The sequence below is a fragment of the Methylothermaceae bacteria B42 genome (assembly GCA_001566965.1).
Taxonomy (GTDB): Bacteria; Pseudomonadota; Gammaproteobacteria; order Methylococcales; family Methylothermaceae; genus Methylohalobius.
The window spans coordinates 11798-31045 of sequence record LSNW01000013.1; the positions used below are offsets into that span (position 1 = coordinate 11798).

A 19248-nucleotide genomic window follows, 5' to 3' on the forward strand; every position below is an offset into this window, starting at 1 on the left:
TGCTCTATACTTTGTTGTCAAACAACCTCATAAATAAATAAGAGGCATTCATGCCGAAGTTGACCCTGAACTTCAAAGGGCAGCCCATCCAGGTCTACCATTTCGATTCTGGCATTATTACTATTGGTAGTGATGCCGATAATACTATCCGTATTGACAATTTGGGCATTGCGCCCAAACACGCCATAATCGACCTGGAGCACTCCGACGGCCCCCACTTGTTTCAAGAAGACGAGCGTTTCCCTCTCCAGGTCAACAACCGGAAAATTTCCAGCCACCTTTTAAAACATGGCGACACTATCCAACTGGGAAAATACACCATCGATTATGCCAGTGACGAACAAGTGCTCGACTCCCCGGTATTGGAACCGGAATCGGAGCCGGAACCCGAACTGGAACTCTTGTTCAAGGATTCCCTTGCCAACGATGCTAATTTACAACTTCTCAACGGCAAAAACATCGGCCGTCTGATCCCTCTCAAACAAGCCCTGACCCGCCTTGGAAAACCTGGCAAAGGGGTAGCCGTGATCGCCCGCCGTAAAGAAGGCTATTTTCTTTCCTCCCTCGAAGGCGGGGGAAAAATCAAAATCAATGGCGCCATTTTGGGAGAGCAAACCTTACCTCTTTCCCATGGTGACAAGCTGGAAATCGACAAACACAAAATGCTCTTCACCATGCCATTTTCAATCTCCAGCTCAGAGCAACCTGGCCCATGAAAAACAAACGGCGTTTTTCCCGGATTTTATACCGGGCCCCAGCCAGAATTGTCGGCCATGAGGATCAACACACTTGTGAGATCATTGACTTGTCTTTAAAGGGTTGCCTTATACAACTGCCGGAATCATTCCAGCCACAAGCAAAGCACCTGTACGAATTGCAAATCCCTTTGAATCCCGGCAACGAAATTCAAATGCAAGTAATGCTGGTACACTGTCAGGATGAGCGGGCGGGATTTCAATGCCGTTACATTGATTTACAAAGCATTAGCTTGCTACGGCGTTTGATTGAACTAAACCTGGGCCATTACAAACAACTGGAACGGGATCTCAACGCCCTCTATCAGGAAAATCCCTAAACCTAGATCTGATGTTACGCACTTGCCCGGAATGCCCTCTCCCCCGGCCCCTCTCCCACAGGGAGAGGGGAGTCAATGCTTGGTTTTCCGCCACTCCCATCGTTATAGATGGAAGCTAGAAAACAGTCCATATTCCCTTACTTGCAGGCACGGGAGGGTCAGGGAATCCACCCTTGCCCCCTCCCCCGCAAGCGGGGGAGGGTTGGGGAGGGGGAGGATAATACGGAATGAACGTGCGTAACATGAGCCTAGATTTTATTTGTGTTCCATCATCATCTGGCGCTTACATGCCGCCACGGCCTTAATTCTCGCCACCCGTAATTCAGCGCCCAGTGCCGCGCCGCGCAATCCTTTTTCCAGCAAAACATCGGCTTCCACAGCCAGCGCGGCATCGCGCAGCTTTCGCCACCATTGCGCCTGGGGATAAGGTTCATCTTCCAATCCGGTGCGCCCTCTGGCGTCCGCCATGCAAGCCAGTAAAAACGGCTCGAAATCGTTTTTTGGCTTGAGGGTTTCCAGACGGGATAACACATCCACTATGGTGGCGGGGCGAAGCTCGAAAACCCGGTGACAGTGGGTGTGATAGCGCATGACTTTCTGCGCCAGGCGAAAATAACGCCGGGGGGCTTTGAGCCGGCCGCATAATGCCTTTAATGCCTGCAACCCGAGCACTTCATGATTTTGATGACGGGGCCAGGCTTCCGGAGGAGTGAGCCCTTTACCCAAATCATGCGTCAGGGCGGCAAAGCGCGTAACGGTGTCTTTCGAAAGCTTTGCCGCTTGCGTCAATGTCATCATGGTATGGATACCGGTATCGATTTCCGGATGATACTCCACCGGCTGAGGCACGCCATAGAGGCGTTCGATCTCCGGAAACAAGCGAACGTTGGCGCCACATTTGCGCAATACCTCAAAAAACTTTTCGGGGGTCGCTTCGGCCAAAGCTTTTACCAACTCCTGCCAAACCCGCTCCGGCGTCAAAGCATCCACCTCCCCCGCCTCCACCATTTGCCGCATCAATTGCATGGTTTCGCCGGCGACCTTGAAACCTAGTTGGCCATAGCGGGCGACGAAACGGGCTACCCGTAAAATCCGCAGAGGATCTTCGGAAAAAGCCGGAGAAACATGACGAAGAATCCGCTTTTCCAAGTCTTGGGCGCCGCCATAGGGATCAATCAAACGCCCCGACTCATCCATGGCCATGGCGTTGATGGTCAAATCGCGCCGCTTTAGATCTTCTTCCAGGGTAACATCAGGTGCCGCATGTACCACAAACCCCCGGTGACCGGGCGCCACCTTGCGCTCGGTACGGGCCAATGCATATTCCTCATGGGTAACCGGGTGCAGAAAGACAGGAAAATCCTTTCCCACTCTTTTAAAGCCGCGTTTCTCCATGGCTTCTGGCGTTTCTCCCACCACCACCCAGTCACGTTCTTTAACCGGCAAGCCGAGCAGCTGATCCCGGACAGCACCGCCGACAAGATAAGCTTTCACAGTCATTATCTGCTTGGCAGGGGGACTGTCACCACTTTGAGTTGCCCGCCAATCTTCAACCCCAGCCTCAGAAACTTGGCGGATTTGGCCTCTGCTTTGGTGCCAGGAAAGAACAAATAACCGTAGGCCAAAGCGCCCGGTGGAATAACGTGGTTGCGTAAGGACCGGCGGCGCAAATCGCGGCGGATTTCACTATCCAAGGCTTGATAGCGCTCCCCGCCTCCAATGATGGCGCCAATACTGGCGCCTACAGCAGCCCCTTTGCCGATACTCTTAGCGACATCGCCGCCGGACAAAATCCCGATGGCAAAACCTGTCACCGCGCCCACCGCGCCCAATAGCACGGCCTTTTTACCGGTACTGGCAAAGGTTTCGCCAATTTCCACCTCCCCTTTGATTCGGCGGTATGCCTGATCAGAAGTCAACAGTGGCCAGGCCTGATCTTGATTATCCACCAAAAAAGTCTGCTGCGGCACAATCTGGACTGAACTAGAACTTTGATTATCCAATACCAGGCGCACGGGTATTAACCCCGATCCGCGCACATCAAACCCCAGCAAATCCTCCGCCCTGCCCGGATCAAGATAAGCGTAGGCGGCAATGGAGACCCCATCCACTTGCACCGATTGCGGCTGTGAAGCTGGCAGCGGCACCGGCGCCACCCGGTCTTTGTAGGTACTGCAACCCGCCAGCACCATAAAAAGCCAAAACCATAAACAAACCGTTAACTTTTTCACCTTGCCTTCCCTTTCCTCATTAAAATACTTGCCATGATTATGAACTGTACCGCCCATATCTTCTACTAAGAATTGGACGGGCTTGCGGTTACTGCCCGTGGAGAAAGAATGCAACGTATCTTTGAAGCAAACGATATTCTTGAAGCCAGCATTGTCAAAGGACTGCTGGAACAATGCGGCATCAAAACCGCGTTAAATGGTTACTACCTGCAAGGCGGTATTGGCGAGTTGCCCATTTCCGGCCTGGCGTCCCTTTGGGTAGAAGATGAGGACGCAGCCGCCGCCCGCCGCATCGTCGAAGACTATCTTTCAGGTAACTCGCAAGCCGATTCCTCCTCCGGGGAATGAGAACCGGCATTTTTCACCCGCTTTCAGCTTGTTCAGGATTGAAACCTTTTTTTGTTTTCTTATTGATATTATTGAAATTGGCAATCCTCTACCCATCCTTGTCTCCAGGGCAACCCAAACCACAAATCCACCTGCAAGGCGTTGAAGGCGCGCTGAAGACCAATATCAAAGCCCAACTGTCACTTTTTGAAGAAAGTTGTGATTCTCCCCGGTGGCAAGTGAATGAGGCCTTCACCCACGCGGACAAGGAGATCCGACGCGCCCTGCGGGCACTGGGCTACTATGAACCGGCTGTCGAAAGCCACTTTGAATTCACCGAAACATGCTGGCGCGCCACCTTTAAAATTCAGCCGGGCCCCAGGGTAATCATCCGTCAAATTGATCTGCGAATTCAGGGCGAAGCTGAAAATGATCCTGTGTTCCAGGCATTTATGACAAAACTCCCTTTGCAACCTGGCGATCCCTTGAACCATGGCGCATACGAAGCATTGAAAAATCGCTTGTTGGATATGGCCAATCAAAGGGGGTATTTCGACGCCCGTTTTTCGCGCCGGGAACTACGAGTGGATTTGTCCCGTCACCAGGCCGATATCGTGCTTCATTTTGACTCAGGGCGCCGTTATCATTTTGGTCAGCTAAAGATTCAGCAAGACATCCTGGATCCTGAATTCATCAATAAATATGTAAACCTGAAACCGGATGCGCCTTATGAAGGCGATCGCCTGACACAGGTCTATCAATCCCTGGCAGGCAGCGGTTATTTCGCTGAAGTGGAGATCCAGCCCTTACATGAACAGACAAGGGAATACCGAGTCCCGATACAAATCCGGTTATTTCCCCGCAAACACCATTTTTTCAAAATCGGCGCGGGCTTTGATACCAATACGGGTCCCCGGGTCAGTCTCGGGTACGAAAACCGGTATTTGAACCACCATGGCCATCGCTTGAACCTCAGGCTTCGGTATTCCCCCGTGCGCTCGGAATTCAGCAGTCAATATCAAATTCCCTGGGATGATCCCCTGCACGAGACCCTTACTGTCCGCTCAGGTTTCCTCCACGAGGATACCGACACCCAAACCTCTGACCAAGGCAGTTTGGGCATCCAGTTCATTCATCCCCGGCAAAAATGGACCGAAACCTTTGGTGTAGACTTGCGTTATGAAAAATCCCAGACCGGCGACCAAACCCAGGAATCCCTGTTGGCCCTTCCCGCCATTGAATGGACCAGAGTCCACGCCGATGACCCCTTGCGCCCCAAACAGGGATGGAAGCTGGATATCAAGGTCAAAGGGGGCGTGCCTTTATTCGGCGATCCCGTCATCTTTCTGCAAGCCCGCACTTATGGCAAGTGGATTCGTCAGCTACCCTGGCGGGGAAGGATTATTACCCGCCTGGAAGCGGCCACCACTTGGGTGGATCGATTTCCAAACCTGCCTACCAGTCACCGCTATTTTGCCGGTGGCGACAATAGTATCCGGGGCTATGGCTATAAAAAGCTGGGACCCAAAGACAGTGAAGGCGAGGTAATTGGCGGCCGGCATTTGGCCGTGGCCAGCCTGGAATATGAACAATTGTTTTTGGAAAATTGGGGCGCGGCCATCTTTGTGGATGCGGGAAATGCCTTTAATTCCTTTCAGGAACCCATCAAAATTGGCGCTGGCGCTGGCATTCGGTGGTATTCTCCAGTAGGCCCGATTCGCCTGGATCTTGCCACCCCGGTCGACCCTCATAACCTGGGGATACGATTACATATTTCCATGGGGCCGGCGTTATGAAGCTGAAAGGCGTCATCCTCACCCTCCTGTTTCTATTGATTTTTCTGCCGCTGTTTTTAATCGCAGGGATTTTAGGATTGGCCGCCACGGAAAAAGGCAGCCGCTGGCTGATTGAAAATACCGCCCGTTGGCTGCCTGGAGAGTTGAAAACAGGCCCTATTCAGGGAACCTTGCTGAAACGTCTGGAGATCCAAAATCTGGCCTATGAATCTCATCCTCATCAACTACGTATCGCTCACCTGATCCTGGCTTGGCAGCCTTGGGATTTAACCGATAAACAATTAACATTTGAAGCTCTGACCGTCACCGGTCTTCACTATCAAGGCCCGGCCTCTACTCAGACCCAATCACCCACACCCGTCAACCTCCCGGAAATCCAGTTGCCCGCGGCCATTAAAATCAAACAACTGCATTTACAGGATGCGGTCATCCAGCAAGGGGAAGAAACCATCGCCATCCAAAGGCTGGAAGTAAAGGCAGAGGCCGCCGAACAAACCCTGACCGTTCAACAAATGAGACTGGTGATGCCGCCTCTATCCGCCACCCTGCGGGGTCAAGTGACACTGACACAAGACTATCCCCTTAGCGCAACGATTGACTGGCATTATCGATTATCCGAACCAGAGCAACCGCCAATCGCGTTTCATGGCCAGGGTAGTTTCGACGGCACTTTGAAGGGATTAACCATTCACCACCAGCTGACCGACCCCTTCATGATTACCACGGAAGGCAGCCTAAACCCGCTGGAACAACCCATCCGGGCCAATCTCAAGGGCCATTGGCAAAACCTGCGCTGGCCGCCCAATCGCCCGGATTTTCAAAGTACCCGCGGAAACTATCGTATTCACGGCAATTTGGATACCTATTCCCTTGTCCTGACAGGCCAATTCAACGGCCGTTCCCTGCCATCGGGGCGATTGCAACTGAAGGGCAAAGGTTCCCTGAAAAATTTCCAGATAGGCAACGCTTTGATCCATACCCTGGAAGGACAAATCAATCTGCAAGGAAACCTGGCCTGGCAACCTGACATTCACTGGGATCTGGCGATAAAAGGCAAACAAATCAACCCGGAAAAAGTCGCCCCAGACTGGCCCGGCCAGGTGGATTTCGTCAGCCACAGCAAAGGTAGTCTGTCTGACAAAGGAATGGCAGTGGCAATCGCTATCGATCAATTAAAGGGAAAGCTGCGGGACCAGCCTGTTGAAGCCGTGGGCCGGGTAATTTACCGCAAAGATCAATGGCAATTTCAAGCATTGAATATCAAAAGCGGCAATAACCGGCTGCACTTAAACGGGCAACTGGGAGATCAACTCAATCTGAATTTTAAACTCGACGGCAAGGATCTCTCCGGTGCCTGGCCAACCCTGCAAGGACAACTATATGCCCAAGGCCGCTTGGTGGGCCCCATCAACGAACCCCATATCCAATTGACCGCCCGTGGCAGAAAACTCCGCTGGCAGAACAACCGGCTGCGCGCCATCACCCTCAAAGTCAGTTTCTCTCCCCAAGACCCTGCTTCCCACGCCCACTTGCGCCTGCGGCATTTGAAGCTGGACGGCCAAATCATCCGGCAATTGAATGCAAAAGCCCAGGGCAACTTCCCCAACCACACATTGACTCTGGATGCCAACGTGCCCCAAGGGCGCATTCACACGCACCTCCAGGGCGATTACCTGGATCGCCGCTGGCGAGGGCAGATCGACTCATTGAGCTTCCGGGCCAGCAACGGGAAACGCATGGCGTTCCCCGAACACGGCAAATTTAATGCGGCCGTTTCGCTGGATTTCAATACCGCGCCTGCACAATTGGCGGGTAAAGTCGAGATCAACATTCCAGACATTTCCCGCCTGGCACCGTGGATACCGCAACTGGATCAACCGAAAGGCCGGTTCTCCATGGAAACCCGGCTCTCGGGCACTTTGGAAAACCCTTTGATGACAGGCGAACTCCATGTCGCCAATGGCGCTGCTCGGATCAGAGCCGCTGGGATCCATTTACAAAAATTGAATTTGAGCGCCATTAACCGCGACGGCCGCCGGTTTATCATTGCCGGCCGTTGTCAATCCGGTGATGGCTGGGTAAAAATCCGCGGTTGGCTGGAACCTCTTTCCGACTCTCCGGCCATGTCTTTGTCCCTGAAAGGTAAGGCGTTTGAAGTCGCCCGCTTGCCCCAAGCCAAAGTTCTGGCCTCTCCCGACCTGACTTTTCTCTTCAAAAAGCATCACGGGCGCCTGCAAGGCAAAGTCACCCTTCCCAAAGCAAAATTGAAGATCAAGGAGCTGCCTCCGGAGGCAGTGGCAGTCTCCGAAGACGAAATCATTATCGGCAAAGAAAAACCCAAACGTTCCATTCCCTTCACCCTCACAAGCCAAGTCCGGCTCGAACTGGGTAACGAAGTTCGTTTCAAAGGCTATGGCATGAAAACCAAACTTACCGGAAATCTCAACATTCGCAGCCGTGACGCCCAGACTACCGCCCATGGGGTGATTCATTTAAAGGAAGGAAAATACAAGGCATTTGGCCAGGAAATCGACATTGCCACTGGCAAGTTGATATTCAACGGCCCCGTGGACAACCCCTACCTGGATTTGAGCGCAGTGCGGAAAATCGACAGCGAAGGTGTAACGGTTACTCTCCGCGTCAGCGGACCTTTGACAAAGCCGGTATTGACGGTGACCAGTCAACCACCTTTACCAAAAACCGAAGCCCTGGCCTATCTCCTGACAGGACGTTCATTTGAAAAATCCGACAGTGATGAAAAAACCATGATTGCCAACGCCGCATTATCCTTGGGCACCAGTCTGGCGCGTCCCTGGCTGAAACGGCTGGGGCTGGATGAAATCAAGGTCAAAACCGGCGCTACCCGCGAACAAACGGCCCTGACTCTGGGAAAATACCTGACACCCGATCTTTACGTGGGGTATGCTTTTCATTTGTTCAATGGCCAGGGGGCTGCTCTGCTGCGCTACCGGGTGAGCAAACACATTGCCCTGGAAGCCCAATCCGGCGCCAGTCAAAGCCTGGATGTGTTTTATACCCTTGAAACTGACTAATGTGGCCATATTTATTCGGGAGAACTTATAAAAAACAAATTGATTCGCACTAAAAGCATTACCGTGCGCTTTATTGGCGACAAAACCGTATTATTTTCCAGCGAGGGCATATAAACATCCATGGATTTTAAAGATTATTATCAAATTCTCGGAGTTTCCAAAACCGCCACCCAGGATGAGATCAAGCGCGCCTACCGCAAGCTGGCGCGCAAATATCATCCGGATGTCAGCAAGGAGCCCGACGCCGAGGCCAAATTCAAGGAAGTAGCGGAAGCTTACGAAGTCCTCAAAGACCCGGAAAAACGCAAAGCCTACGACCAGTTCGGCAGTCAGTGGCAACAGGGGCAAAGTTATCAGCCGCCGCCGGATTGGGAAAAAGAATTTGGTTTCGGCGGCGGTGGTTATACTGAAACCGGCACTGGCGGCTTCAGCGAATTTTTTGAAGCGCTCTTCGGCCAGGGAAGATTCCGCACGGGGAGCGGCCGGGGTGGATTCCGCATGAGGGGAGAAGATTTGCACGCTAAAGTTTACATCGATCTTGAAGACGCCTTCCGCGGCACCACCCAAACCATTTCCCTGAGTATTCCGGAGGTGGATCCGGCTACGGGACGGTTGGTGGAGAAAGCCAAGCGCTTGCAAGTCAAAATCCCCAAAGGGATTCAGGAAGGGCAAAAGATTCGCTTGGCCGGCCAGGGCGCCCCAGGGATGGGCGGCGGTCCCAATGGGGATTTGTATCTGGAAGTCCATTTCAAGCCCCACCGCTGGTTCAAGGTAGAGGGCAAGGATCTCATTCTCGATTTGCCCATCACCCCTTGGGAAGCGGCGTTGGGCGCCAAAGTGGCGGTTCCGACGCTGGAAGGCAAAGTGGAACTGAAAATCCCCCCCGGTTCCCAAACCGGTAAAAAACTCCGCCTCAAAGGCAAAGGGCTTCCAGGGAAACCGCCCGGCGATCAATATGTGGTGTTGAAAATCGTCACCCCGCCGGCCGATACGCCGGAGGCGAAAAAACTGTATGAAGAGATGGCCAAAGTGATGCCCATGAATCCACGGGCAGCGATGGGAGGTTAGGGTATGAATCAAGAACGCATTGTCTCAGGCGTGGTGCTGGATGAGCATTTCCGCCTCACCCTGGTGGAAGTCTGCCATTTATGCGATGTCAGCGCCGAGACAGTCATCGAATTGGTCAATGAAGGGGTCGTGGAAATCCAGGGCAACCAGCCTCAAGATTGGCTGTTTGACGCCATTGCTTTCCAACGGCTCAAGGCAGCCCTGCGGCTGGAACGGGATCTGGGCATCAATCCCGCAGGCGCGGCCTTGGCTTTGGACCTGTTGGAGGAACTACAGGCTCTGCGGCGGAGATAAGATGGGTATGCTAATAGGATAACCCATAAGAAAAAACCCCCGCCTAGGCGGGGGCAAAAAGGAGGTCTGATAAGAATTGAAAACGAAAACCAGGTCAGGTTCGGAACTGCCCTACGACAGCTTCCAGTTTTTCTGATTCCGATTGTAAGCCTTCAATCGCCTCGCGGGTTCCCTGGATTTGTTCGAAGGTGTGGTCTATGGATTCATTTACTCGCACCACATTGTGGTTCACCTCTTCACTGACCATGCTTTGTTCTTCCACCGCGCTGGCGATTTGGGTATTCATTTCCCTGATGGTTTCCACCATGGCGGTAATGTTTTCCAGCGCCTCGTTGGCGGCGTTCGCCTCTGTGGCACTGACTTGGGCGTGCTCCTTGCTGCGGTTGATCACTTCCACCGCTTGACTGGCGCGGTTTCTCAAGCGTTCGATGGTTTGCTGGATTTCAGCGGTGGATTCCTGGGTCCGGCTGGCCAGGGTACGCACTTCTTCCGCCACCACCGCGAACCCACGCCCTTGTTCCCCGGCGCGGGCCGCCTCGATGGCGGCATTGAGCGCCAACAGATTGGTTTGATCGGCAATATCGCCAATGATTTTCAGCACCTCGCCAATGCTGTCACTATCGTTTTCCAGTTCTTTGAGCACACCCGCCGCCTTTTCCACTTCCACTGACAGGCCATTGATCTTGTCAATGGCACCGGAAACCACGCCTTTACCGGATTGAGCCTGGGCATCGGCCTCTTGGGAAGCTTCCGCCGCGCGGGTGGTATTTTGGGCGATTTCCTGAACCGAGGCCGCCATTTGCTGCATGGTGGAGACAGTTTGGACAATCTCCTCCCGTTGGCCGTCGCAGCATTTTTCGGTTTTATTGGCCAGTTCGGTCAAGTTGCGGGTTTCTTCATTGAGAGAATGCACTGAGTCGCGAATAGATAATGCTGTATTGCGGATTTTTTTGACAAATTGGTTGAAACTATGGGCAATCCAGGCAAATTCAGTTTTGCCATCTATTTTCAGGCGGGCGGTCAAATCCCCTTCGCCGCTAGCGATGTCCTGGAGCCTCAATCCCAGATCCGTCAAAGGATCGGCGACTATTTTCTTGGCCGCAAAATATAACACCAGCGCCACCAGAAATGCCGCCCCGGCCATCAAGCCAAAGGCTTTGCCGACATTGGCCCAGATCAGCGCCTCGGCGTTTTTCAACGGGGTCACAATTTCAAATGCGCCGTGCAGGTCTCCTACCTTTTTCCCTTCCATGGGATAGCCCAGGATATCCTTGCCGTCTTCCCGGCCCCACAGAGTATAGGAATTGGCGGGATCGCCGTGGCATACCATACATTGTTCCCCCAACCGCACCGGTTTGAAGAAACGCAGAGTGTTTTGCTCTTCGTCAATGATCTGGTATTCTCTGGCATCTGGATGACCGGCAAAATATCTGAGGGCTTCGGCTTCCAATTCGTCCGCCTCATGCTTGGGGTTACGGGCCCCGATGCGAGGCGTTCTCAACTCAAATCCGTTCTCTTCCTGATTGGCCTGGATGACATTCCAGGCGGCGACGATAGGCACGGTTGAAAATATCCGCATCCTGCCCGCCTGAGGATTGGGCAACTGAGCAAATTCCTGCAGCATCTGGGGTGTATAAATACCCATTTGCCACTGCTTCGCCACTTGTTCTCTGGTTGCCTCTGCCGCGAGTAATGCGCTGCGCGCCTTGTTTGCTTCGGCTGTGATGGCCGCTTCGTGCTGCTGGCGGACATAAGCCAAAAGCAATGCCGAACTGACCAACAAAATCGATCCAAAGACCACCAATACCAGGCGCATGCCTACCGAGTTCCAATTCATTGCGTTTCACCCCCTAGGGAATTTCAATCTGGTTATATGGAAAAACTATAGACCAACAAAGATATTTTGCAGGAAATCGGATAGAATCATTGCAAAATGCCGATTGACTTAATCATAAGGAGGGGCCCAATGAGTACTCTGGATCAAATCAAGCATGGTTTCCAAAATGCGCTCGAATCCCTGGCGGAAGGTTGGCGCGCCTTGCGCGAACGGGCATCGCAAGCGTTGACGCAATTCACTCACCATCCCAAGGGGGGTGGCGCTGAGGATCAGCTGATGGCCAGCGCATCCCGCTGGGGATTGTTGGCTGCGGAAATAAAAGAAGAAGACGATCAAGTCATCGTTAATCTCGAAGTCCCCGGCATGGATCCGGAAAACTTCGAAATTGAAGTCATCAACGATATTTTGGTGGTCCGCGGTGAAAAAACCGCCGAGCGGGAAGAATCCAGCGGCCGCTATTATTTATTGGAAAGGGCTTACGGCGCCTTTGAGCGTGCCCTGCAACTGCCGGCCCCGGTGGATGAAAGCCGGGCGGAGGCCACCTACCGCAAAGGGGTCTTGACCATCAAACTTCCCAAAGCGCAGCCCTACGGCCGCCGGCGGATCGCCATTCAAACGGCATAGTTAAAGTGCATAAAGCCATCAAAGCATACAGCACTGGCGGTGAAATCTGTAATTTGACGACGGTCATGAACATTGCAAGGTTTGGCAGATAATAACCTTCCCGGGGCCAATGACCACCGATGACCGGGGGATTGCCGAAAGAGGACAGATCTATTTTCACCCCAACCCTTCCGGCAGGTAGGCCAGCCAATCTCTGGTATCATCGCCATAGACTAAAAAGTAAGGATTGAGTACGGAATCTTTGGTGTTATAGCGGAGCGGTTTGCCTTGCAAGTCAACTACATACCCGCCTGCCTGGGCTACGACACAATGGGCGGCGGCGGTGTCCCACTCGGAAGTGGGGCCCAACCGGGGATACAAATCCGCCTTTCCCTCGGCTACCAGACAAAACTTTAACGAACTGCCAATCGAGACTAGCTCATACTCGCCGTTTAATTTTTCCAGGTACTCTTTGAATGCCTGGGTTTGATGGGAGCGACTTCCGACAATGACTAACCGCTCTGGGGCTGGACAACGCACATGGATTGTTTGGGAAGGTTGATCTCCCACTTGTTTGAGTGCGCCAAGTCCTGAAGCGGCAAAATAGGTCGTATCCTGGACTGGCACATGAACTACGCCTAATACCGGCTCGTGGTCGTGAATTAGCGCCACGTTGACGGTAAATTCACCGTTGCGCTTAATAAATTCCTTGGTACCATCTAAAGGATCCACCAACCAATAGGTTTGCCATTGCTGGCGGTCCTGGTAAGGCAGGTCGCTTGCTTCTTCAGATAGAATGGGAAAATTCGGTTGAATTTGGCTTAATGCATCCATCAAACACCGATGAGAAGCGGTGTCGGCTGCTGTCAGGGGGGAATCATCGTTTTTATTGGTTACTTCAATATCCGCAGCCTCATAGATTTTCAGTATGCGCTCTCCTGCTTTACGCGACGCCTCCACCACGCTATCCAGCATAGCTGCCAAGTTCAATGATTCCATGAATATATTCTCCTGTTCTTAATTTCGCTAAAGTCATATTGTAAGACAATGGAAGAAAAAGCCCTCAACTTACCTTGGGACAAGATTGAAACCGTGATGATGGATATGGATGGAACGTTACTGGATCTCAATTTCGATAACCATTTCTGGCAGGAATTCGTCCCGGTTCACTATGCAAAACGTCATGATATCTCTTTGCAGCGGGCCAAAAACGTTCTACAGCCAAAGTTCGATGCTTTGAAGGGATCGTTGGAATGGTATTGCCTGGATTACTGGAGCCAGGAACTTCAGCTAGACTTACGCAGTCTCAAAAGAGAAATCGCCGGGATAATCAGCGTTTTCCCTCATGTCATAGAATTCCTTGAGGCCATACGTCATTACAACAAAGCGCTGTGGCTCGTAACTAACGCCCACCCTGACGTTTTGGCCCTCAAAATGGAAAGCACTTGTTTGAATCGTTTTTTTGACCGGATTATTTGCGCCCATCATTATGGTTATCCCAAGGAAAACCTAAACTTCTGGCACGGACTTTCGGAAGACATCGCATTTCGTCGGGAGACCACTTTGTTTGTCGATGATAGCATTGCTGTCCTGGAAGCTGGTAAAGCCTATGGAATTCGTTATAATGTCGCCATTAGTCGGCCGGATAGCACACAACCGTCAAGGATCATCCGCCAGTTCCCCTCGGTGGATGATCTCAAACAGCTGTTACCGCAGGGCTAATTCACTGTAAGGATATAAAAAACCTTGAAATCGGCTTTAGTTTAGGATCAAATGTATCTACTTTAAAATTTGTCTTGACCTGCTTATAGAGCTGGGCACCTTGGTACCATATGCCGGTTTCATCGGCAGAGAATTCCGAAAGTTTGGAGCATCTTTCCAAAAACAAGTCGCTAAATGTAATATAACTTGGCAGTATTACTTGGTACCTGATTGTATATTATTCATGGACACTCCCTTTATGCATTAAGCCAATTACGATTCTAGGCAAAGCATTAAGGATAGAATTTAAACAATAAACTATTTGGAGAAACACGTGAGTGATCTTATCGTTCATGTTACCGACGATAACTTTGAAGACGAAGTCCTAAAATCTGACTTGCCTGTATTATTGGACTTTTGGGCAGACTGGTGCGGGCCTTGTAAAATGATTGCGCCCATCCTAGAGCAAATTGCGGAAGGCTATCAAGGCAAGCTAAAAGTGGCCAAATTGAATATTGATGAAAATCCCAAGACACCTCAGCATTATGGTGTCAGGGGAATCCCTACCCTCATGCTATTCAAAGATGGGGAAGTCGAGGCTACCAAGGTTGGCGCCTTAAGCAAGTCCCAACTCGAGGCATTCCTTAATCAAAACCTATAAAACTGTCCAACCCCGTCTATACTGATTTCCAAGGCGGGTGATATATTCAACACCCGCCACACTTCTCCGCTTACTTTTTGCGCAAGCCCAATCTTCCTGGGCCTCTAGTTGAATCAATATAGAACCATCTTGAATTAAAAAAGTATTAACTATGAACCTAACCGAACTTAAACGTAAACCTGCCGCGGAATTGCTAGAAATTGCTGAATCTCTAGGGCTGGAAGGTGTCTCTCGAACCCGGAAACAAGACCTCATCTTCGTTATACTCAAAAAACTGGCCAAAAATGGCGAAGATATTTATGGAGACGGGGTCCTGGAAATTCTCCAAGACGGCTTTGGTTTCCTCCGCTCGGCAGACAGTTCTTATTTGGCTGGCCCCGATGATATTTATGTCTCTCCCAGTCAAATCCGACGCTTCAGCCTACGCACGGGCGACACCATCTCGGGCAAAATCCGCCCACCCAAGGAAGGTGAGCGCTATTTTGCCATGCTCAAAGTCGAGCAAATCAACTTTGAACCCCCTGAAAATGCCAAACATAAAATTGATTTCTCAAACCTGACCCCCCTGTTTCCCCAGGAACGCTTTGTACTGGAGCTGGGAAACGGCAGTACAGAAGATTTAACCGCCCGGGTCATCGATTTGGTAGCTCCCATTGGCAAAGGCCAGCGTGGATTGATTGTCTCTCCGCCGAAAGCCGGGAAAACCATGATCCTGCAAAATATCGCCCATTCCATTGCTATCAAGGCGCCTGAGTGCTACATGATCGTCCTCCTGATAGACGAGCGTCCGGAAGAAGTCACCGAGATGCAGCGCAGCGTCCGCGCGGAAGTCGTCTCTAGTACATTTGACGAACCAGCGGCACGCCACGTCCAAGTTGCCGAAATGGTCATTGAAAAAGCCAAGCGCCTAGTTGAGCATAAACAGGATGTGGTGATCCTGCTCGACTCCATTACGCGTCTGGCCAGAGCCTATAATACCGTTGTCCCCTCTTCCGGTAAGCTATTGACCGGAGGGGTTGACGCCAATGCCCTGGAAAAACCCAAGCGCTTCTTTGGTGCCGCCCGCAATATTGAAGAAGGCGGCAGCCTGACCATTATTGCCACCGCTTTGGTGGAGACAGGTTCGCGCATGGATGATGTGATCTATGAAGAATTTAAAGGCACTGGCAACATGGAGCTGCATTTGGAACGCAAAATCGCCGAGAAACGGATTTATCCCGCTATCAATATCAACCGTTCAGGAACCCGCCGGGAAGAATATCTTGTCCCGCCAGACGAACTGCAAAAATGCTGGATACTGCGGAAAATCCTCCATCCCATGGATGAAATCGCCGCTATTGAGTTCTTGTTGGACAAACTCCGTCAGACCAAAACCAATAATGAATTTTTCGATTCCATGAAACGCTCTTAATCTTCGCAAAGCCGGATTAACCAGACTTCACGGGTTTCGGTTTCCCGCTTCACCATGCACCAATCTGCCTGGCGCCTAAGATCCCTTAGCAATATGGTTAAAGCCTCATGGTCTGAGCGATCTATTTCCTCGCTAAACCGTATCAGATCCGCCATTGAAACCACCTGCAGCCTGGCGACCGTGCCTATCCACAACGGCCTGCTCTTCCCATTATTGAGTTGATAGCCGCTATCCCATAGTCTCAAGATAATGGTCTTTCTGTCAGGCAGCTTCTTCAGCAGCACTAATTTTTCCGCTTCGCCTTGATTAAAATGAGGCAAAATCGGAATCTCGGAAACACTCGCCTTGGGCGCCAACCAATATAAGGCGCTTTCCACGCCAAGACGACGGGCCGGACGCCATCCCAAAGCCTGTAGCCGGGATTGTATTTCCGTCAATGGCGACGCCCACTGGAGTATTAATGGTTGACTGAATTGGCCAAATAATTCATACCGGTACCCAGGCAACCAAACCCAACCTTTCTGCCACCATTCCTTCTCACTCATCGTGACCCTGGCCGGAGTTTCCCGGTCCAGTACCTCTATTTGCTGGAAAGATACCCATCCGGTAACAGCCAGGAAAGTGAAGAACGTCACCATCCTGAATCCCGGCAAAACCACGCCTGAAAGACTGTGGCGCCGGTAACCAACGCCTGCTATGCCAAGCCAGAACACAGTGATCATGCCAGTAATTAACAAACCAGGCAAAGAAATCGTGCTCAAATACAACTGGGAGAAAATGACTAAAACCCAAAACAAACTGGCCAGGGAATAGACAATCCAGCGCCTTGCAGGGTAAATTTGGCCTGCCAATATTAAAGCCAGAAAACCATAACCTGCTCCAGAACGTAAAATGGCGCTATCAAGATAGCCTGGCGGCAACAAAAACCGGCTCAATATTTCAACCATGCCACAAAACAGCAAGCTGATTAGCCAGTGAATCAAAGCCTGGTATCTTCCGCCCCGGAAAAGCCATGTCCCGCAAACGAAAAAGACAACACCCAACACCGGCCAGCTTGCCAAACGTTCAATGGTAAGGAAAATGGCATCGCTCAACGGATTATGGAGAAAATTCAAAGACACCATTGGCTGGGAAGGCAGCACTGCCAACAACAGAATACTTGCTACTGATAACAACCCAGCTAGCACCAGTAATGCCAGAAAGTCCCGTTGCTCCGGATCTAATAAGGTCCCTGTCCATTGAGCAAGCAAAGGGTATCGGCGATGTAGATCAAAAATGGCGGACAACAGCCAGTTAGCCCGGGGCTGAAAAAACAAATAAAGCCGGCGGCTGAGCCAGGCACCAAACCACAACACCGTGACCAAAAGAATTAATATCAGCGCCAGACGCCCAGTGACCTTGGCCGCCAATTCAAGGGAAGCGCCGAAAACGACGCCAGGGAAGAGATAAACCGGCGCCCATAGCATAGCGGATAGGATATTGAAGAGGACAAAGCGGCTGGCCTTCATTCCCATCATGCCGGCCACCAAAGGAATTACTGCCCTAATCGGCCCTACAAAGCGGCCGAACAGGACACTCAAACCACCGTATTTGTTAAAAAAAGCGATGCCGTGGGCAATAATTTCAGGATGGGAACGAAAGGGCCAAAACTGACATAAGCGGGCTTGATAACGGCAGCCGAGCCAATAACTAAGGCCATCACCCACAATAGCGCCCGCCATCGCCCATAAACAGATGGGCCAAAAAGACAGTGCTCCAGTACCGATTAAAGCGCCTGCCGCGAACATCATGGCGACACCGGGCACCAGCATGCCCACAATGGCAAGAGATTCCAAAAGGGCGATGACAAACACCCCCATACCTGCCCAATGAGGGTGCTGTGCAATCCAATGATAGAAATTGTCGAAGCTCAAAGCTTCTGGAAGGCGCGCTCCGCAGCAGTAATGGTGGCGTCAAGCACCGCTTGATCATGAGCTGCGGAAACAAATCCCGCTTCAAAGGCTGACGGTGCCAGATAAACGCCCTCTTCCAGCATCAGGTGAAAGAAACGCTTGAATCGTTCTTGATCACAGGCCATGACCTGCTGGAAATTGGTCACTTCGGGAGCTTGGGTAAAAAACAGTCCAAACATGCCGCCGATAGAGACTGTCCTAAAATCCTCGCCGGCTTGTTGCGCCGTCTCCGCCAGTCCTGACATCAAAGTTTGGGTTTTGGCCGCAAGAGACTCAAAAAATCCGGGTGTTTCGATGAGCTCCAATGTTTTTAAGCCGGCCGCCAGCGCCACCGGATTGCCGGATAACGTCCCTGCCTGATAGACCGGCCCCGAAGGGGCCAAATGTTCCATAATTTTCCGTCTGCCGCCAAACGCGCCCACCGGCATTCCCCCGCCTATGACTTTACCTAAAGTCGTCAAATCAGGCTTAACCTCATAGATGGATTGCGCGCCACCAAGGGCCACCCGAAAACCAGTCATCACTTCGTCAAAAATCAGCACGCTGCCATGGTTATCGCAAACCTTGCGCAAGGTTTGCAAAAAACCATCCCGCGGCGGAACACAGTTCATGTTACCTGCCACCGGTTCCACAATGACGCAAGCAATGGCGTCACCCATTTCGGAAAACAGGCGCTTCACAGCTTCAATATCGTTGTAAGGCAAAGTAATGGTATGCTCCACCACGCTGGCAGGAACGCCGGGCGAACTGGGGACGCCACAAGTCAATGCACCGGAACCGGCTTTGACCAACAGGGCATCGGAATGGCCATGATAACATCCTTCAAACTTGACCAATTTGTCCCGCCCGGTAAATCCCCGTGCCAAACGAATAGCGCTCATGGTGGCTTCAGTACCGGAATTGACCATCCGCACCATTTCCAGCGAAGGGATCAGGTCACAAAGCTTTTGCGCCATTTTTACTTCGATTGGCGTGGGCGCGCCAAAACTCAAACCGTGTTCGGCGGCAGTCTTTACCGCCGATAGTACTTCGGGATGGGCATGCCCCAGGATCATGGGTCCCCAGGAACCGACATAATCAATGTAGCGGCGACCTTCCACATCAACAAGATAAGGACCTTCAGCGCGCTCAATAAATAGCGGTGTTCCGCCTACGCCATTGAAAGCGCGCACCGGGGAATTCACGCCTCCCGGAATGTATCGAAGGGCTTGGTTGTAATATTGGGAAGAGGTTGTCATA

General features: G+C 51.7%; 17 protein-coding genes. 11 read left to right on the forward strand and 6 right to left on the reverse strand.

Annotated elements, in window-relative coordinates:
- Positions 1 to 50 precede the first annotated feature (50 nt).
- A complete protein-coding gene (locus AXA67_06225) occupies positions 51 to 716 on the forward strand; it encodes a hypothetical protein (GenBank protein ID KXJ41140.1) in 666 nt (221 codons plus the stop codon).
- Positions 713 to 1075 (forward strand): hypothetical protein, encoded by a 363-nt coding sequence (locus AXA67_06230; protein ID KXJ41141.1) that lies wholly within the window; start codon positions 713 to 715, stop codon positions 1073 to 1075. The genes AXA67_06225 and AXA67_06230 overlap by 4 nt, the downstream gene beginning before the upstream one ends.
- A 255-nt stretch (positions 1076 to 1330) precedes the next feature.
- Here AXA67_06230 and cca read toward each other — a convergent pair whose 3' ends face one another.
- Positions 1331 to 2569: a multifunctional CCA tRNA nucleotidyl transferase/2'3'-cyclic phosphodiesterase/2'nucleotidase/phosphatase gene (cca, locus tag AXA67_06235; protein ID KXJ41231.1), complete on the reverse strand. Its 1239-nt coding sequence runs from the start codon at positions 2567 to 2569 to the stop codon at positions 1331 to 1333.
- A gap of 5 nt (positions 2570 to 2574) precedes the next feature.
- Positions 2575 to 3267, reverse strand: coding sequence for a hypothetical protein (locus AXA67_06240; GenBank protein KXJ41232.1), 693 nt, complete (start codon positions 3265 to 3267; stop codon positions 2575 to 2577).
- A gap of 147 nt (positions 3268 to 3414) precedes the next feature.
- Here AXA67_06240 and AXA67_06245 point away from each other — a divergent pair, with 147 nt between their 5' ends.
- The 5 genes from AXA67_06245 to AXA67_06265 all read left to right on the forward strand — a co-directional run bounded on the left by AXA67_06245 (position 3415) and on the right by AXA67_06265 (position 9844).
- Complete coding sequence (locus AXA67_06245; GenBank protein ID KXJ41142.1) at positions 3415 to 3654, forward strand: hypothetical protein; 240 nt, start codon at positions 3415 to 3417, stop codon at positions 3652 to 3654.
- The gene (locus AXA67_06250; GenBank protein ID KXJ41143.1) at positions 3651 to 5429 is read left to right on the forward strand and encodes a hypothetical protein; all 1779 of its coding nucleotides are present in this window, start codon (positions 3651 to 3653) and stop codon (positions 5427 to 5429) included. Before AXA67_06245 ends, AXA67_06250 begins: the two co-directional genes overlap by 4 nt.
- Complete coding sequence (locus AXA67_06255) at positions 5426 to 8482, forward strand: hypothetical protein (GenBank protein ID KXJ41144.1); 3057 nt, start codon at positions 5426 to 5428, stop codon at positions 8480 to 8482. The genes AXA67_06250 and AXA67_06255 overlap by 4 nt, the downstream gene beginning before the upstream one ends.
- Positions 8483 to 8602: 120 nt before the next feature.
- Positions 8603 to 9550: a cytochrome C biogenesis protein gene (locus AXA67_06260; GenBank protein KXJ41145.1), complete on the forward strand. Its 948-nt coding sequence runs from the start codon at positions 8603 to 8605 to the stop codon at positions 9548 to 9550.
- Positions 9551 to 9553: 3 nt separating this feature from the next.
- Entirely contained in the window at positions 9554 to 9844 is a 291-nt protein-coding gene (locus AXA67_06265) for a MerR family transcriptional regulator (protein ID KXJ41146.1), read from the forward strand.
- 94 nt (positions 9845 to 9938) lie between these two features.
- On the opposite strand, the gene AXA67_06270 is transcribed toward AXA67_06265, so the two are convergent.
- Positions 9939 to 11681 (reverse strand): hypothetical protein, encoded by a 1743-nt coding sequence (locus AXA67_06270; GenBank protein KXJ41147.1) that lies wholly within the window; start codon positions 11679 to 11681, stop codon positions 9939 to 9941.
- Between the two features lie 129 nt (positions 11682 to 11810).
- On the opposite strand from AXA67_06270, the gene AXA67_06275 reads away from it, so the two are divergent.
- The gene (locus AXA67_06275) at positions 11811 to 12305 is read left to right on the forward strand and encodes a heat-shock protein Hsp20 (GenBank protein ID KXJ41148.1); all 495 of its coding nucleotides are present in this window, start codon (positions 11811 to 11813) and stop codon (positions 12303 to 12305) included.
- Positions 12306 to 12461: 156 nt separating this feature from the next.
- On the opposite strand, the gene AXA67_06280 is transcribed toward AXA67_06275, so the two are convergent.
- Entirely contained in the window at positions 12462 to 13283 is an 822-nt protein-coding gene (locus AXA67_06280; GenBank protein ID KXJ41149.1) for a 3'(2'),5'-bisphosphate nucleotidase CysQ, read from the reverse strand.
- A 48-nt stretch (positions 13284 to 13331) separates the two neighbouring features.
- Here AXA67_06280 and AXA67_06285 point away from each other — a divergent pair, with 48 nt between their 5' ends.
- The 3 genes from AXA67_06285 (at position 13332) to rho (ending at position 16057) form a co-directional block, all read left to right on the forward strand.
- Complete coding sequence (locus AXA67_06285; GenBank protein KXJ41150.1) at positions 13332 to 14006, forward strand: HAD family hydrolase; 675 nt, start codon at positions 13332 to 13334, stop codon at positions 14004 to 14006.
- A 313-nt stretch (positions 14007 to 14319) separates the two neighbouring features.
- Positions 14320 to 14646 carry a thioredoxin gene (locus tag AXA67_06290; GenBank protein KXJ41151.1) on the forward strand — a complete coding sequence of 109 codons (327 nt, stop codon included), beginning with the start codon at positions 14320 to 14322 and terminating at the stop codon, positions 14644 to 14646.
- A 151-nt stretch (positions 14647 to 14797) separates the two neighbouring features.
- Complete coding sequence (rho, locus tag AXA67_06295) at positions 14798 to 16057, forward strand: transcription termination factor Rho (GenBank protein KXJ41152.1); 1260 nt, start codon at positions 14798 to 14800, stop codon at positions 16055 to 16057.
- Here rho and AXA67_06300 read toward each other — a convergent pair.
- Both AXA67_06300 and AXA67_06305 read right to left on the reverse strand, forming a co-directional pair.
- Entirely contained in the window at positions 16054 to 17916 is a 1863-nt protein-coding gene (locus AXA67_06300; protein KXJ41153.1) for a hypothetical protein, read from the reverse strand. The genes rho and AXA67_06300 overlap by 4 nt on opposite strands.
- A 50-nt stretch (positions 17917 to 17966) precedes the next feature.
- Positions 17967 to 19247, reverse strand: coding sequence for a glutamate-1-semialdehyde aminotransferase (locus tag AXA67_06305; protein ID KXJ41154.1), 1281 nt, complete (start codon positions 19245 to 19247; stop codon positions 17967 to 17969).
- Position 19248: the final 1 nt, after the last annotated feature.

Bases quoted from the DNA above. Each gene is read 5' to 3' on its own strand.
- AXA67_06225 (KXJ41140.1), top strand. From the start codon at position 51: ATGCCGAAGTTGACCCTGAACTTCAAAGGGCAGCCCATCCAGGTCTAC.
- AXA67_06230 (KXJ41141.1), top strand. From the start codon at position 713: ATGAAAAACAAACGGCGTTTTTCCCGGATTTTATACCGGGCCCCAGCC.
- AXA67_06240 (KXJ41232.1), bottom strand. From the start codon at position 3,267: ATGGTGCTGGCGGGTTGCAGTACCTACAAAGACCGGGTGGCGCCGGTG.
- AXA67_06245 (KXJ41142.1), top strand. From the start codon at position 3,415: ATGCAACGTATCTTTGAAGCAAACGATATTCTTGAAGCCAGCATTGTC.
- AXA67_06250 (KXJ41143.1), top strand. From the start codon at position 3,651: ATGAGAACCGGCATTTTTCACCCGCTTTCAGCTTGTTCAGGATTGAAA.
- AXA67_06255 (KXJ41144.1), top strand. From the start codon at position 5,426: ATGAAGCTGAAAGGCGTCATCCTCACCCTCCTGTTTCTATTGATTTTT.
- AXA67_06260 (KXJ41145.1), top strand. From the start codon at position 8,603: ATGGATTTTAAAGATTATTATCAAATTCTCGGAGTTTCCAAAACCGCC.
- AXA67_06265 (KXJ41146.1), top strand. From the start codon at position 9,554: ATGAATCAAGAACGCATTGTCTCAGGCGTGGTGCTGGATGAGCATTTC.
- AXA67_06270 (KXJ41147.1), bottom strand. From the start codon at position 11,681: ATGAATTGGAACTCGGTAGGCATGCGCCTGGTATTGGTGGTCTTTGGA.
- AXA67_06275 (KXJ41148.1), top strand. From the start codon at position 11,811: ATGAGTACTCTGGATCAAATCAAGCATGGTTTCCAAAATGCGCTCGAA.
- AXA67_06280 (KXJ41149.1), bottom strand. From the start codon at position 13,283: ATGGAATCATTGAACTTGGCAGCTATGCTGGATAGCGTGGTGGAGGCG.
- AXA67_06285 (KXJ41150.1), top strand. From the start codon at position 13,332: ATGGAAGAAAAAGCCCTCAACTTACCTTGGGACAAGATTGAAACCGTG.
- rho (KXJ41152.1), top strand. From the start codon at position 14,798: ATGAACCTAACCGAACTTAAACGTAAACCTGCCGCGGAATTGCTAGAA.
- AXA67_06300 (KXJ41153.1), bottom strand. From the start codon at position 17,916: ATGGGGGTGTTTGTCATCGCCCTTTTGGAATCTCTTGCCATTGTGGGC.
- AXA67_06305 (KXJ41154.1), bottom strand. From the start codon at position 19,247: ATGACAACCTCTTCCCAATATTACAACCAAGCCCTTCGATACATTCCG.